We start from the raw sequence: 12,882 nt of genomic DNA on the forward strand, positions 1-12,882 counted from the left end.
ACGCACCCTCACGTGTCTATACCGCTATAGTGGTCGCTGGATCCCAGACCAGCGGTAGTGCATGCACGCCGCTGACAATGCCACTCTGGTGGCGCACCTGGGCGCCCGGGGCAATGGCAAAGTCAGGAATCCGGGCTAGCCATTCCCTTAAGGTGGTGACGATTTCGCGGCGGGCAAGATGCTGGCCAAGGCACAAATGACTGCCGTGACCAAAGGTCGTATGCGATACCTTCTGGCGGCTGAAGTCGACGTGCATCGGGCAGGCGTTTTCACGCTCGTCCAGGCCGGTGAGCATCTGCGGCAAGAGAATCTGGTCGCCCTTCTTCAGTTGCACGCCATGGAACTCAAGGTCGGACTTGAGAATGCGGCCATCAGCAACCAGCGAAAAGCGGCGGAGCAGTTCCTCGGTGGCAGCGGGAATGCGCTCTGGATGATCAATCAGCTCTTTGCGGTGCTCCGGGCTCTTGGCGAGAAACTCCATGCTGAAGCTGAGGAAGTTGACTACGGTATCCAAGCCACCAACCAGCAGGAGACCACACATTCTCTTGGCCTCGTCAGGGGTGATCAACCGCCCATTGACCTGGCCGTTGGCAACGATGCTGATGGCGTCGGTTCCCGGCTTCTGTCTGCGCTGCTCGATGATCGGTATCAGGTATTCGTAGAGCCCGTCCCGGGCCTCTGCGAAGGTCATGCTGCCATCCGGGCGGGTCATCTGGTCCGTGAGGTATTTCAAGTGCGGGATGTCCTTGTCCGGCAGGTCTGCGAGCAGCATGAAGATGCGAATCGGGAAGGGTTCGGCAAAATCTTCGGTAAAGTTGCAGTGACCCTGAAGACGGATGTTTTCGATTAGTGAGCAGGCCAGCTCCTGAATCTGGCTTTCCAACTTATCCACCACGGGCATGCCGACCACCTGGTTGGCCAGTGCACGAAATTGGCGCTGCTGCGGCGGATCCATTGACGTGGGAATGAAATCGTAGGCATCGCCCGCTTCGCGGGGAATGAACGGGCACTCGCTGGAAAAATTAGCGGAGTCTTCAAAGGCTTCGCGTATCAATTGTCCCCGAGTAGCAATCCAGTGCCCACCGTTGCAGCGCGTCCAAATTAGATCCGGTACATTCGGTCCCTGAAGGGTTGCCCAGGCTTTCTGCACGCCTTCCGATATGTTCGGCGGGTTGTACATGTCGAAGTCAAAGACCAGGTGCTCAGGTACGTGGGGTGGCAGGGGCGCAAGACTGGCATTGTTCTGTACGATTTCAGTACTCATTGTTGTTCTCCAGAAACAGGGGCGGTTAGAGGGTCGGATCGATCACGGGCTTAATCAGTGCACCTGTCTTGACCAGCTCAAGCGCCTTGTTGGCATCATTGATGGAAAAGCGCTGCGTGATTAGGTCGGCCAGCGGGAAGCGGTCCTGCAGTCGCGCCGCAAGCTGCATGGCCTGGTAGTAATGCTTGGGTTTGGGGAAGGTCGCTCCGGCAATCGTCATGTTCCTGATGGTCAGATCGCGGGGAGCGATGGGCTGAGTACCAATCGCGCCCCACAGGCCGAGAATGACGTAGCGGCCGTGGTTGCCGGTCAGGTTCACGCCTTCAGGGAAGGCCGGTAAGGCGCCGGCGGCTTCCACGACCAGGCTGGCGCCTCGCTTGCCGAACCGTTCGGCGACGATGCGTAGCCGGTCTTCCGGGGTGGTGTCCTTGAGCGAGATGGTCTCAGTCGCGCCGAGGCTGCGTGCCATTTCCAGGCGAACCGGGGAATGGTCGATGGCAATGATTTCCTTGGCACCAGATGCCGCAGCAACCAACACAGCAGCGAGTCCGACCGGGCCGGCACCCTGAACAACCACAGTATCGTCCAGGCCCACGGGGCCGCAGCGGTCATAGCCGCGCAGCACGGTTGGCAAGGCGCAGCCGAGTGCGGCCAATGCTTCCGGTTGGGCGTGATCGGGCAGACGGTAGAAGGCCATGCCGTTGGGTAGGCAGGCAAAGTCTGCATAACTGCCCCAGTTGGGCTTGTCCGCATGCTCAAAAAAGGTTGAGTTGTCGCAGGGGGTTTCATCCAGAACGGTGCAACTATGGCAGCGATGGCACAGTGCGATGGGGGCCCAATACACCATGTCACCCTGCTTAACCGGGACTCCTGCATAGTCCGTGGTGACGCCGGCCCCGAGTTTTTCGATGCGCCCCACACCCTCGTGGCCGAGAATGATCGGGAAGGGCATAGTGCCCGCTTCTCCGGAGACGATGTGCACATCGCTGCCGCACACGCCACCAAGGACCACGCGTACCAGGGCTCCGCCTGGTGCAGGATCAAAAACCGGGACGTTCCAGGTCTCGACCCGATTTTGTTCGACCATCACAGCTGCTCTTGCATATTGCATTCTTACACCTCGTTCTTGTTGTGCTTTGGGGCTGGGCCAGCGAAGCCTTCCCGCTGTGCTCAAATGGTCAGGTTGAGCTGTATATCGGTGATATACTGAATATATGGACGATTGCGTTGATGGTCAACATGCGCGGTGAAAAATATTCAACACGCGTGTTGGGTGACGGTTTTGACTTGTGAATCATGCTGGTATTGTGCGGACCGGCTTCCCGCCGGGGCGTTGAGTAGCCGTGTGGCTTGGGTCGCCCTGGATCGAACACGGCAGTGAGGACTTACATTGACAACAGCCCAGCCTCTGGAAAAAAAAGGTCGTATCGACTCCAGCAATGGCGATATCAAGCAGGACTTGCTGCGTGCAGCCGTGCACCTGTTAAGTACCAAGGGACGCGAGGGTGCAACCATGCGGGCGATCTGTGCGGAGGTAGGCGTAACGCCGCCAACGTTGTATCACCACTACGGTGATCTGCATGGACTGCACAAGGCTGCGATTGACGTGACCTACCTGCAGGTTGCCAAGGCCTATCACGACGGTATCGAAGAGAAGGGGCCGCTCAAGGGGATACGCGATGGATGGGCAACGTTCCTGCAGTTTGCCTACTCAGAGCCGAATATGTGTCGCATTGTGATTCAGCAGATCATGGCGGGAGAGCCTCCGAGCCTGGTCGCTGATACCCTGCGAGGGGTCGCTGAGGATCTATCCCATTTCCATACGCAGGGGCAGTTAAAGTATTCACCCAAGGACACGGCGCAGCTGCTGTGGATGGGGGCATTGGGCGCACTGACCTACGCGGTCAGTCTGGAAGGGGCTGGGGGGGCACAAGACTTGGCCTTGCAGAAGGCCAAGCTCGATATCACTCTGGCGGCACTCTTCAATATCGAAGATGAATAGGTAGGCCTATTCCCGACATGTGGTGTGTCCAGGAGCTAGTGGACAGGTAGTTGAGAGCTACTGCTCGCAGAGTGCCGCTCAAACTCCATCAGACGGAGATAGCCCCGTGTCGAGTTGCGGCGACGGTGATTGTGTCGTAGAACAGATCGGGCTTTGCCTCCTGGCAGCTGGCATAGCGCATCAAGTATTCCCCTCGACTTTCAGCGAGCGGAAGAAACGCTCTCTCACCGAGTGTGCCGGCAGTTCCCCGAGTGTGAATGGCTGGGCACGATTCGATGTCGTCCAGGCAAAGCCTGGTAGTCGTAGGCGCAGTATTGGCTGCCGCTGCCGAATGCAGCAGCACCTCCGCCTGTCGCTGGCGTCGTGCAAGGGCTATCTCCAGCGCAGTGTGTACGGGGCTGATGCATACGGTGAAGCATCGCCCAATCGACGACTGCACACGACCAACGCCAGATATAGCCTCCTTGGGCTGTCCGCACGTAGGTCATGTTCGAGACTCAATGCCGGTTGGTGCGATCCGGGGCGAACTGGCGTCCAGATGATTCGGGGCAATCGGCAGGTAGTGGCGACTGCGGGCTAGAATCTCGTAGCCCGGAATCCAATATACGCCGGCCAACTCCATCGCCACCGTGGTGTCCCAAAGCTGGGCCAACCAGGTCCACATCAGCAGTGAAGGGCTGATAGTTTGTACCGACACTTCGGTGAGTTCAGTGAGGTTTGCGACCACATGAAACCGCGAGCCAAGATCAGTACCGGTTGCGCGATCATGAATGACCGCCAGGCAGCGCGCTGATATGAGCTTTATCACGTGCACCCGCCCACACCGAAAATTCCGGAGGTGGCTCGGATCAGATCACCTTCCTAAACGGGGTCACGAAACGCTCTACCACTCGCGGGTCTGCAGCTTCCTCTGGGGCAGGTATTTTGACGGGGGCTCAGCCTCCCAGAAAGCAGACGACCACGGTCCTGTGGAGTCACCGTAGTGGGCGTGCTTCTAATCCAATGGGCTACGGAGTGCCGGGAAGGTGGTTTTTTAACACTTCGCGCACCATGGTGGCCTGGGCCAATTGCTGGCGCAGGCGGAGAAGTTCAGCACTCTCAACACGATGCTTGCCGTTGCCCAGGAAGGCATCGCCACCTTGCTGTTCGTAGTGGCTCTTCCATTTGCCTAGCAGGCTTTCAGCAATACCCAATGCCTGGGCTACATGACGAAGCGACATCCCGCAAAGTACGTGGTCTATCGCCTCGCGTTTGAAAGAGTTGGGAAAACGTCGTCTGGTCTGGGGCATGAACACTCCGAGTGGTGGGCATTATTCACCTTAAGTCAGTGCCCACTCAGCCCGGGATGATTCAGTCTGTGAGTTTCCCTAACTACCCATGCGAAGCGTCAATAGCCGCTGCGAAAGGCATGAGCATAGCTTCCTTGCCTTCTACCGTTTGGCCGTAGAAATCAACGCGATTTCAAATGGCTGCACCTACCTTCAACATCAAGTACGGATAGTCCCTAAGCTTCCACCGAGCTGTTCAGAAAGTCGAACAAGGCATCGTTGAACGCGTCGTTGCTGTCGCCGGCGACCATATGTTCGGCGCCGGCCACATTGGCCAGCCGAGCGTGCGGAATCAGCGCAAGAAGCTGATTTACCCCTTTTTCACTGACCAGCCGGCTGGCACCGCCACGGATAAGAAGCGTAGGTATGTCCACCCTTGATGCAGCAGCTTCTAGACGCTCGGGGTGCCGGGAGCGTTGGTTGTCTGGGGCGGTGAACGCCGGATCGTAGTGCCAGCGGTAGCGGCCATCGGCGCCTAGGCGCAGGTTACGCTTGAGCCCTCCAAAGTCGGTCGGCCGCTGCCGATGGGGAAGGTAGGCTGCAACCGCATCGGCTGCTTCTTGCAGGCTAGTGAAGCCATTCGGGGCAGCCTGCATGAACTGGAGGATCTCCGCTGCTCCTTCGGCCTCGATCCGCGGCACCACGTCCACCAGCACCAGGCCCTGGGCAGGCTGACGGGCCTCGCCGATGGCTAGCAGTGAAGTCAGCCCACCAAGCGAGGCTCCGACCAGCACCGGTGGCCGGCGCAGGGTCTCCAGAACCTCATGCAAGTCAGCAACGAAGACATCCAGGCTGTAGTCCTGGTCGTGCGACCAGCCACTGTCACCATGGCCGCGCAAGTCCAACGACACGGTGTGATAGCCGCGATCGACCATGCGCTGCGCCGTGTTTTTCCACGAGTTACGAGTCTGTCCGCCGCCGTGCAGCAGCACGATGGGCTGACGATCGGGGTCGCCGCCGACATCGGCCGCCAGGCTGATGCCCGCGGCGCCCTTGAATAACATCTTGCGCATTTTTCGTCTCAACGCTTGTAATCAGCCGAAGGTCTGGCAGCTCAATGACGGAGGTGGCGTGGGCAATCAGCTGGCCAGCCATCGACCTAGTCACGTGGCTACGACCCTTCGCCGCGCTCGAGTCGGTACCCCGCGAGGGGCTGTTGACGTCTCGAGCTTGGCAAAGAAAATCTCAGCACGGCTGCTGTGAAAGTATCTTCGTTCAGCAATAACGGGCGACTTACTGAGCCAGCATCCCCGCGTCAATCAGGTGTTCACTGCCTGTGATGTAGGAGGACTCGTCCGATGCAAGGAACAGCACCAGGTTGGAGACCTCTTTGGGGTCGGCGATACGGCCCAACGGAATCAGGCCCAGCGCATCTCCACCGTTCTCATCGGTTGCCTCCACCATCATCGGCGTCTGAATGAAGCCGGGGTGTACCGAGTTAACGCGGATGTTTTTCGGGCCGTATTCAATTGCTGTCGCTTTGGTCATGCCACGTACCGCGAACTTGCTGGCCACATAGGCCAGGTTTGGGAAGCCATAGTTTGCGGCCATGCCGGCAATCGACGAAATGTTCACAATCGAACCGATGCCGGCCTTGAGCATGGACGGCAGAACGGCCCGCATACCCAGAAACACCGAGTGCTGGTTGATGCTGCAAACCTTCAGGTAATCCGCTTCGCTGAGGGCCAGGGTGTTGGCTACCGGGCCAAGTATGCCGGCATTGTTGACCAGCACAGTGGGGGGGCCAAACGCGGATTCGGCCTCGGCCATCACCTCTGCCCAGGAGTTGACGCAGGTGACGTCGTGCTTCAAGAACAACGCGTTACTGCCAAGCTCCTTAGCCAGTGCCTGGCCGGCTTGTTCTGACAGATCGGTCAACACCACCTTGGCACCTTCCGCAACGAAACATCTGGCATGGGACTCGCCCATGCCCCTAGCGGCCCCGGTAATCAACGCCACTTTGCCTGTTAGTCGACCCACGCTGTTGTCCTCTTGTTGTTTTGTGTTGGGCAGGGCAGCCGCGCCCCGCCAAGCTGGTGTGATCTACTCGGCGATGAAGGTTTCGTACATGTGCAGAGTGTCACTGTATTCCCGGATATTGGTGATGCGCTTACCATCCACCTCGAACAGAAAGTGATAGGTGTTCTTGAACACCCGTCCGTTTTTCAGCTCCGAGCACGACTCTGCTTCCACCGCGACACGTTTGCCTTCGGCAGTCATGCTGCCGGAAGTGATCGGCAAAGCGCCTTGCTTGTAGACGTTGACGACGCCAGCGAGCAGTTCTCCCATCTGAAGTTTGCTGTAGCTGCCAGAAATGCCGGGTACGTTGCCGGATATCCACCAGATACAGTCATCGTCCAGGCAGCTGACAATACCGGCCACATCACCGGTGGAGAAAACGCTCAAGAAATGGCGCACCACTTCCTTGTTGCCTTCAAGTAGGTTGTTGGCTGTGTTCATCCTGGACTCCTGTGACTTGGATTGTCGGATCCGATCGTTGTCAGCGCGTCTCGCGCAGCCCGGCTTGCCCCACCATCTGTTCCATGGCCATCAGTAGCATTCTTGTTCCCTGCAAGTCAACAAATGTGTTGATATTTGCTCGATGAATGAATCACTGTATGACCTAACGGAACGTGTCCGTTGTATCCAGTTCGAGTCGATTTAACCCCTGGCCCATGGCCGGGATCGCGATAACAACATCAAGGGCAGAGTAATGACCAAAGACATGCAGGTACTGCTGGACAAGCAGGCGATCTATGAGGTGCTGATCCGTTATTGCCGCGGTGCGGATCGCTGCGACGAGGAGTTGATCCGTTCTGTCTACCATGACGACGCCTACGATGATCATGGTTACTGGCGGGGGGCTGGTAGCGACTTTGCTCGTTTTTTACCCGCACGCCTAACCTCCGCTAACGTGGCGACTACACACTCGATCACCAACGTGCTGATTGAGGTTGATGGAGATTCCGCACGATCGGAGTCGCAGGTCATGGCGACTCTTGTGCGAATCGGTAGTCCACGGATGGCCGATGTAATGGGTGCCCGTTATCTGGATCGTCTCTCCCGGCGCAATGGCGAATGGAAGATTGATGAGCGCACGGTGGTGTTGGATTGGCACAAGGTGGAAGCCTGGGTCGAAGCAGAGGCACCGATTCCTCTCGATGGATTTACGCGCGGTGATCGCTTCCCGGTTGATCCGGTATACAGGCTTATGGCGACAGAGCCCCCCCGCTGAGTTGGGGGGATCTAGTTACCTGGTTCGGTGGTCGGCGTGATAACCAGTTTGCCAATCAGATTGCGGGACAGCGCCATTTTTAGGGCATCCGGTGTCCTTTCTAGCGGGTACGTCCGCGAAATAAGCGGCCTCAGACTTCCCGCCCTGTAAAGCTCCGACAGGTGCCTGAAACTGGCGTGGTGTTGCGCCGGATCGAGTTGTACGGCGGGCCACCAGAAGATGCCGGCCACCTGAATGTTCTTCAGCAGCAGCAGGTTGGCCGGTATCTGCGGAATCTGTCCGCTGGCGAAGCCGACAATCAATAGCCTGCCACCGTGGCTCATGCAGCGTGACATGCTATTGAAGGCTTCGCCGCCCACCGTATCCATGCACATATCCGCCCCTCGGCCGTCGGTCAGCTCTAGTACCCGCTTCTTCAGGTCTTCGTTGCTGTAATCGATTAGGTGGTCGGCGCCGTGTGCCTTGGCAGCTTCCAGCTTGTGTTTGGAGCTGGCAACAGCAATGACTGTTGCACCGAGCGCCTTGGCAATTTCAATACTGGCAAGGCCCACGCCGCCCGCGGCGCCGAGCACAACGAGAGTCTCATTTGCCTGAATCCGGCCGCGGCGAACCAGAGCGTAGTAACTGGTGCCGTATGAGGAATAAAAGCCTGATGCGGTTACACAATCCATGCCCTCCGGCACCGGAACCGCCAGTTCGGCGCGGGCCACGGCCTCTTCGGCGAATCCGCCGTAGCCATCTCGGGTCAGAGCCATGACGCGGTCACCAGGGTGTAATGCATTGACATTGGCGCCGACCTCAATCACCTCGCCTGCGATCTCAAAGCCTGGGGCAAAGGGCATCGGCGGCTTGGCTTGATACTTTCCCTGGATGATCAGATTGTCTGGGAAATTGACTGCTGCCCCATAGACCCTGATGCGAATGTCGTCGGTTCCGATGGTCGGGCTGCCCATTTCGCCTTGGGTCAGCGCCTCTGCAGGGCCGTATTCGCTGCAAATAATTGCCCGCATGTAAGCACTCCTAGTGTTGATGGTCTGCGCCGAATCTGGGCCGGCAAGGCTTTTCAGTCAACTGTATTGTTGATTTGGTTGCCGTGGATCTGCAACCAGAGACTGGAAATGATTCGCCCCGATGTCGCTTGCTGGCGGCCGCGGACGGTTACCCGGAAATCGAGTCGGGGGCGGTCGATGACAGAGCAAATCAACTCTTGTGTTGACTAATTTCGACAAAGGCCGCACGATGGTTCAAAACAAGAAAGAGGGTATTCATATGTCAGATATCGAACGCAGGCTAAAAGCGCTGGAAGACCGCGCCGAGCTACAGGATTTGGCCGTCCGCTACTTCGTTGCCACAGACGATGATGACTTCGCTACCCTGGAGGCGCTCTTTGCGCCTGGAGCAGAATTCCATGCCGGCGGGTTCGCCGGCGGTACTGATCGGGCCGCGATCATGGCTTTCCTGCGAAGTGCCAGAGCGAACATGGGCATCACTATCCACACGCCTCACTATAGCCTGATCACTTTCACCGGTGATGACACCGCAACGGGAGTGGTTGGCGCGCATCTCGAAATTGCCATGGCTGGCCAAAGCCTGTTTGGGGCCGTGCGTTATTACGACAAATACCAACGTCTGCACGGCAAATGGCATTTTTCGAAAAGGGAAATGCTGGCAGTACATATGGGGCCTTGGGAGCAGGTTGCGACCTCACTCACCGCAGATCTGCGGGTCCGGTGGCCGGGTGGCGAGCCGCAGGCGGCCGATCTGCCGGCGCGCCGGGAAAACCTGTAGCTAAGGGGAATCCCATCAAACGGCCATTAAGGGTGCAGCTATGCAGTTAGACAAGATTGAAGACATTATCGAAGACATCCGCCTCGGTAAAATGGTCGTATTGATTGACGATGAGGATCGCGAAAACGAGGGCGACCTCGTCATGGCCGCTCAGCATGTGAAGGCTGAGCACATCAACTTCATGGCTCGCTTTGCTCGCGGCCTGATTTGCATGCCAATGAGCAAGTCCCAGGCCGAACGCTTGGGGCTGAGGCTGATGGTCGAACACAACGGGTCAGGGTTCGGCACCAAGTTCACCGCCTCGATTGAGGCGGCAAGGGGGGTTAGTACCGGGATCTCCGCCGCGGATCGGGCTCTGACGGTACAGGCCGCAGCGGCACACTCTGCGAGGGCGGAGGACATTGTCCAGCCGGGGCATATTTTCCCACTGATCGCCGAGCCGGGTGGTGTGTTGGTTCGCGCTGGGCATACAGAAGCTTCCTGCGATCTCGCCAGACTGGCCGGCCTTAATGAAACCGGGGTGATCTGTGAAGTGATGAACGAAGACGGCTCAATGGCGCGCCTGCCTGAATTGATCGAATTTGCCAAGGAGCATGGGCTCAGGATCGGCACCATTGCCGATCTAATCCATTATCGGGCTGTCAATGAAGCGACCATTGAGCGGCTGTATAAGCAGTCAGTGATGACCGATCATGGTCAATTCATGATGCATTCCTATCGCGACTGTATTAACGGAGATATCCACCTGGCTCTGACCCAGGGCGAACTGGATGGCTCGGCTACGCTAGTTCGCGTGCAGCAGTCGGTTTGCCTCCGCGATTTGCTCGGCATTCAGATTCCTGGCAGTAGTGGCTGGAATATCCAGCGCTGCCTTGCGCGAATTGCGGCGGAGAAAAAGGGCGTGTTGGTACTTCTTGCAGGCGCAGAATCTTCCTCAGACATGAAACACAAGATAGATGCCCTGAGTAGCATGTCCAAAGTGCCTAGAGCATCGGCAGATGGTGATCCTCTGATGATTGGTGTTGGGTCGCAGATACTCCGTGATCTCGGCTTGGGGGATATGCGGCTCATGGCGTCGCCGGCAAAGTATCACGGGATATCCGGGTTCAACTTGCAGGTCTCGGAGTACGTCGTCTACCGCTGATTCTTCGCGTATGTTCTGGGTTCCCGGACTCAAACAATTAGCATTTAATCCGAGCTGGTGTATGTGTGTCGTGCTGTGCAAGAAGTTGTGCGTTGGTCATGTCTGAACAGATCGAGAGCAGGATATGAGTTTGAAATATGCGGTATCCACGCATCTGCCAACGCCCTTTGCGACCTTTGATATTCACGGGTTTGAAGACCTCGAGACCGGCAAGGAGCATGTTGCCCTTACACTGGGTGATGTCTGTTCAGGTGAGCCTGTCCTGTGTCGGGTGCATTCCGAGTGTCTGACCGGAGATGCACTGTTCAGTCAGCGCTGCGATTGTGGATCGCAGTTAAATATCGCGCTGAAACTGATTGCCGAGGAAGGGCGAGGCATTTTGCTCTACCTGCGCCAAGAGGGGCGAGGCATTGGTTTGATCAACAAGCTACGGGCCTACGAACTCCAGGATCAGGGGGCAGACACTGTCGAGGCTAATGAGCAACTGGGATTCGGAGCTGACATGCGCAATTACCTGATTGGTGCACAGATGCTCGGTCATTTTGGCATTGAGTTTGTGCGCCTGATGACGAACAACCCGCGGAAGGTGGAGGCCCTGAGGCGTGACGGCATCAACATTGTTGAGAGGGTCAAGTTGCAGTCAGAACTGACGCCCTGCAATGCACATTACCTGCAAACCAAGGCAACCAAGTTGGGGCATATGCTCTCCCATCTCAAATTGAAGTGATCCCGCATCCTATTTTCAACGGTTGACCCGCGCGCGCCTGCGGCTCACGCCGACTCGAAGTGGGCGCTATGCCGCTTCGGGTCCGTCGCGTCGATACCAGGGTTTTTTGATTTAAATCAATGAGTTATTGATTCGTGGCTGGCGGCTCAGCTTGCCGCTCATTGCTCCGTTCAGCCTATCAACATATGTGTTGACAAGCGGAGCGAAGCTGATTAGTTTTGATAACACAACGAACAGGAGGGGACGCAATGAAGTTTCATTTGATGCAAACAGGTGTGATCGGTCGTCGTTATGAGCTGGAAGCGGGTATGGCTGGGCAGCGTCCTGAGTTGTATCAGCGCTTTCTATCCGAAGTGCGTGATTACGTTCGTCTGGCGGATGAGCTTGGTTATGCAGGCTATTGCCAGCCTGAGCATCACCTGCAGATCGAAGGTTTTGAGATCAACAACCATCCCGGCATGTTCAGTCTCTATGTGGGCCTGCATTCCAAGCGGATGAAGGCCGGCATCATGGGGTACACCCTGCCGACCCATAACCCGGTGCGTATCGCTGAAGAAATCGCCACCCTTGACCACATGCTCCAAGGGCGCCTGATGGTTGGTTTCACCCGTGGCTACCATGCGCGCTGGGTCGACTCCTATGCTGCGCGTCCGGGTGTCAGCGCCACTACGCCGGACAACGCCAAGGCCCGCGACGAGCAAGATGCGCTGAACCGCGAAGTCTTCGAGGAATCGCTGCAGGTCATCAAGAAGGCCTGGGCCAACGACGTGTTCAGCCACAAGGGCAAACACTGGGAGTTTCCGCCAAATGGCGGCTCTGCCGGTCACCCGGCCTATGCCAGCATGGGCAAGGGCATGGATGCAGATGGCATCGTGCGCCAGATCGGCATTGCGCCGAAGTGCTACCAGAGTCCCCACCCGAAAATTTACGGCGGCTTTGCCGGCAGCATGCGCACCGTCGACATGTGGGCCCGGGAAGGCGGCAAGCCAATCGTGCTGGCTTCCGACCTGGACTTCTGTGATGCCCTGTGGACCCGCTATGCCGATACCGCACGCCAGCACGAGCGGGAGGTTGCCCGTGAGGATGTTGCTGCCTGGGGTGGTTTCCTGATGCTGACCGATGACAAGGACAAGGCCAAGCAGTTGATGGCCGAGCACAAGTGGTTCTGGGACAAGTGGTTCATCCCGTTCGGCCAGAAAATGCCGAACGTGCTGATCGGCTCGGCTGACGAGATCGCCGATCAGATCGGCCGCGCCCATGACCGCCTGGGCTTCAACGAGCTGTTCCTGATGTTCGGTCAGGGTCACCTGGACCCGGAGCAGAACAACGAGGAACTGGAAAAGTTTGCCAGCCTGGTGGCTCCTCGCTTCGCGACCAAGGATGCCGAAGGCACG

The 12,882-nt window shown here is 57.6% G+C and carries 14 protein-coding genes; 6 read left to right on the top strand and 8 right to left on the bottom strand.

What is annotated here, in order from left to right; genetic code table 11:
- Nucleotides 1-16: 16 nt before the first annotated feature.
- Together E8F20_RS02940 and camD are read right to left on the bottom strand one after the other, a co-directional pair.
- Nucleotides 17-1,180, bottom strand: a complete 1,164-nt coding sequence (locus E8F20_RS02940; RefSeq protein WP_280282361.1) for a cytochrome P450 — start codon at nucleotides 1,178-1,180, stop codon at nucleotides 17-19.
- 109 nt (nucleotides 1,181-1,289) lie between these two features.
- Nucleotides 1,290-2,375, bottom strand: a complete 1,086-nt coding sequence (gene camD / locus E8F20_RS02945; protein WP_280282362.1) for a 5-exo-hydroxycamphor dehydrogenase — start codon at nucleotides 2,373-2,375, stop codon at nucleotides 1,290-1,292.
- 279 nt (nucleotides 2,376-2,654) lie between these two features.
- On the opposite strand from camD, the gene E8F20_RS02950 reads away from it, so the two are divergent.
- The gene (locus tag E8F20_RS02950) at nucleotides 2,655-3,266 is read left to right on the top strand and encodes a TetR/AcrR family transcriptional regulator (protein ID WP_280282363.1); all 612 of its coding nucleotides are present in this window, start codon (nucleotides 2,655-2,657) and stop codon (nucleotides 3,264-3,266) included.
- Nucleotides 3,267-3,750: 484 nt separating this feature from the next.
- Here E8F20_RS02950 and E8F20_RS02955 read toward each other — a convergent pair whose 3' ends face one another.
- The 5 genes from E8F20_RS02955 to E8F20_RS02975 all read right to left on the bottom strand — a co-directional run bounded on the left by E8F20_RS02955 (nucleotide 3,751) and on the right by E8F20_RS02975 (nucleotide 7,054).
- A complete protein-coding gene (locus tag E8F20_RS02955; protein WP_280282364.1) occupies nucleotides 3,751-4,080 on the bottom strand; it encodes a hypothetical protein in 330 nt (109 codons plus the stop codon).
- A 193-nt stretch (nucleotides 4,081-4,273) separates the two neighbouring features.
- On the bottom strand, nucleotides 4,274-4,555 hold the full coding sequence (locus E8F20_RS02960; RefSeq protein WP_280282365.1) for a transposase: 282 nt from the start codon (nucleotides 4,553-4,555) through the stop codon (nucleotides 4,274-4,276).
- Between the two features lie 215 nt (nucleotides 4,556-4,770).
- Nucleotides 4,771-5,607: an alpha/beta hydrolase gene (locus E8F20_RS02965; protein ID WP_280282366.1), complete on the bottom strand. Its 837-nt coding sequence runs from the start codon at nucleotides 5,605-5,607 to the stop codon at nucleotides 4,771-4,773.
- 220 nt (nucleotides 5,608-5,827) lie between these two features.
- Nucleotides 5,828-6,574: a glucose 1-dehydrogenase gene (locus E8F20_RS02970; RefSeq protein ID WP_280282367.1), complete on the bottom strand. Its 747-nt coding sequence runs from the start codon at nucleotides 6,572-6,574 to the stop codon at nucleotides 5,828-5,830.
- A gap of 63 nt (nucleotides 6,575-6,637) precedes the next feature.
- Nucleotides 6,638-7,054 (bottom strand): nuclear transport factor 2 family protein, encoded by a 417-nt coding sequence (locus E8F20_RS02975; protein ID WP_280282368.1) that lies wholly within the window; start codon nucleotides 7,052-7,054, stop codon nucleotides 6,638-6,640.
- 253 nt (nucleotides 7,055-7,307) lie between these two features.
- Between E8F20_RS02975 and E8F20_RS02980 the strand changes: the two genes are divergently transcribed.
- Entirely contained in the window at nucleotides 7,308-7,829 is a 522-nt protein-coding gene (locus tag E8F20_RS02980; RefSeq protein WP_280282369.1) for a nuclear transport factor 2 family protein, read from the top strand.
- Between the two features lie 11 nt (nucleotides 7,830-7,840).
- On the opposite strand, the gene E8F20_RS02985 is transcribed toward E8F20_RS02980, so the two are convergent.
- On the bottom strand, nucleotides 7,841-8,839 hold the full coding sequence (locus E8F20_RS02985) for an NADPH:quinone oxidoreductase family protein (RefSeq protein ID WP_280282370.1): 999 nt from the start codon (nucleotides 8,837-8,839) through the stop codon (nucleotides 7,841-7,843).
- A 202-nt stretch (nucleotides 8,840-9,041) separates the two neighbouring features.
- Here E8F20_RS02985 and E8F20_RS02990 point away from each other — a divergent pair, with 202 nt between their 5' ends.
- From E8F20_RS02990 to E8F20_RS03005, 4 genes are all read left to right on the top strand, one after another.
- Nucleotides 9,042-9,617 (top strand): nuclear transport factor 2 family protein, encoded by a 576-nt coding sequence (locus E8F20_RS02990; RefSeq protein ID WP_280282371.1) that lies wholly within the window; start codon nucleotides 9,042-9,044, stop codon nucleotides 9,615-9,617.
- A gap of 40 nt (nucleotides 9,618-9,657) precedes the next feature.
- Nucleotides 9,658-10,761, top strand: a complete 1,104-nt coding sequence (gene ribBA / locus E8F20_RS02995; RefSeq protein WP_280282372.1) for a bifunctional 3,4-dihydroxy-2-butanone-4-phosphate synthase/GTP cyclohydrolase II — start codon at nucleotides 9,658-9,660, stop codon at nucleotides 10,759-10,761.
- Nucleotides 10,762-10,885: 124 nt separating this feature from the next.
- The gene (gene ribA, locus E8F20_RS03000) at nucleotides 10,886-11,488 is read left to right on the top strand and encodes a GTP cyclohydrolase II (protein ID WP_280282373.1); all 603 of its coding nucleotides are present in this window, start codon (nucleotides 10,886-10,888) and stop codon (nucleotides 11,486-11,488) included.
- A 248-nt stretch (nucleotides 11,489-11,736) separates the two neighbouring features.
- The coding region (locus E8F20_RS03005; RefSeq protein WP_179057997.1) for an LLM class flavin-dependent oxidoreductase at nucleotides 11,737-12,882 on the top strand (1,146 nt) is incomplete at its 3' end.

This window comes from Pseudomonas sp. BN415 (assembly GCF_029871195.1).
Lineage (GTDB): Bacteria > Pseudomonadota > Gammaproteobacteria > Pseudomonadales > Pseudomonadaceae > Metapseudomonas > Metapseudomonas resinovorans.

Bases quoted from the DNA above. Each gene is read 5' to 3' on its own strand.
- E8F20_RS02965 (WP_280282366.1), bottom strand. From the start codon at position 5,607: ATGCGCAAGATGTTATTCAAGGGCGCCGCGGGCATCAGCCTGGCGGCC.
- ribBA (WP_280282372.1), top strand. From the start codon at position 9,658: ATGCAGTTAGACAAGATTGAAGACATTATCGAAGACATCCGCCTCGGT.
- E8F20_RS02975 (WP_280282368.1), bottom strand. From the start codon at position 7,054: ATGAACACAGCCAACAACCTACTTGAAGGCAACAAGGAAGTGGTGCGC.
- camD (WP_280282362.1), bottom strand. From the start codon at position 2,375: ATGCAATATGCAAGAGCAGCTGTGATGGTCGAACAAAATCGGGTCGAG.
- E8F20_RS02985 (WP_280282370.1), bottom strand. From the start codon at position 8,839: ATGCGGGCAATTATTTGCAGCGAATACGGCCCTGCAGAGGCGCTGACC.
- E8F20_RS02940 (WP_280282361.1), bottom strand. From the start codon at position 1,180: ATGTACAACCCGCCGAACATATCGGAAGGCGTGCAGAAAGCCTGGGCA.
- E8F20_RS02980 (WP_280282369.1), top strand. From the start codon at position 7,308: ATGACCAAAGACATGCAGGTACTGCTGGACAAGCAGGCGATCTATGAG.
- ribA (WP_280282373.1), top strand. From the start codon at position 10,886: ATGAGTTTGAAATATGCGGTATCCACGCATCTGCCAACGCCCTTTGCG.
- E8F20_RS02960 (WP_280282365.1), bottom strand. From the start codon at position 4,555: ATGCCCCAGACCAGACGACGTTTTCCCAACTCTTTCAAACGCGAGGCG.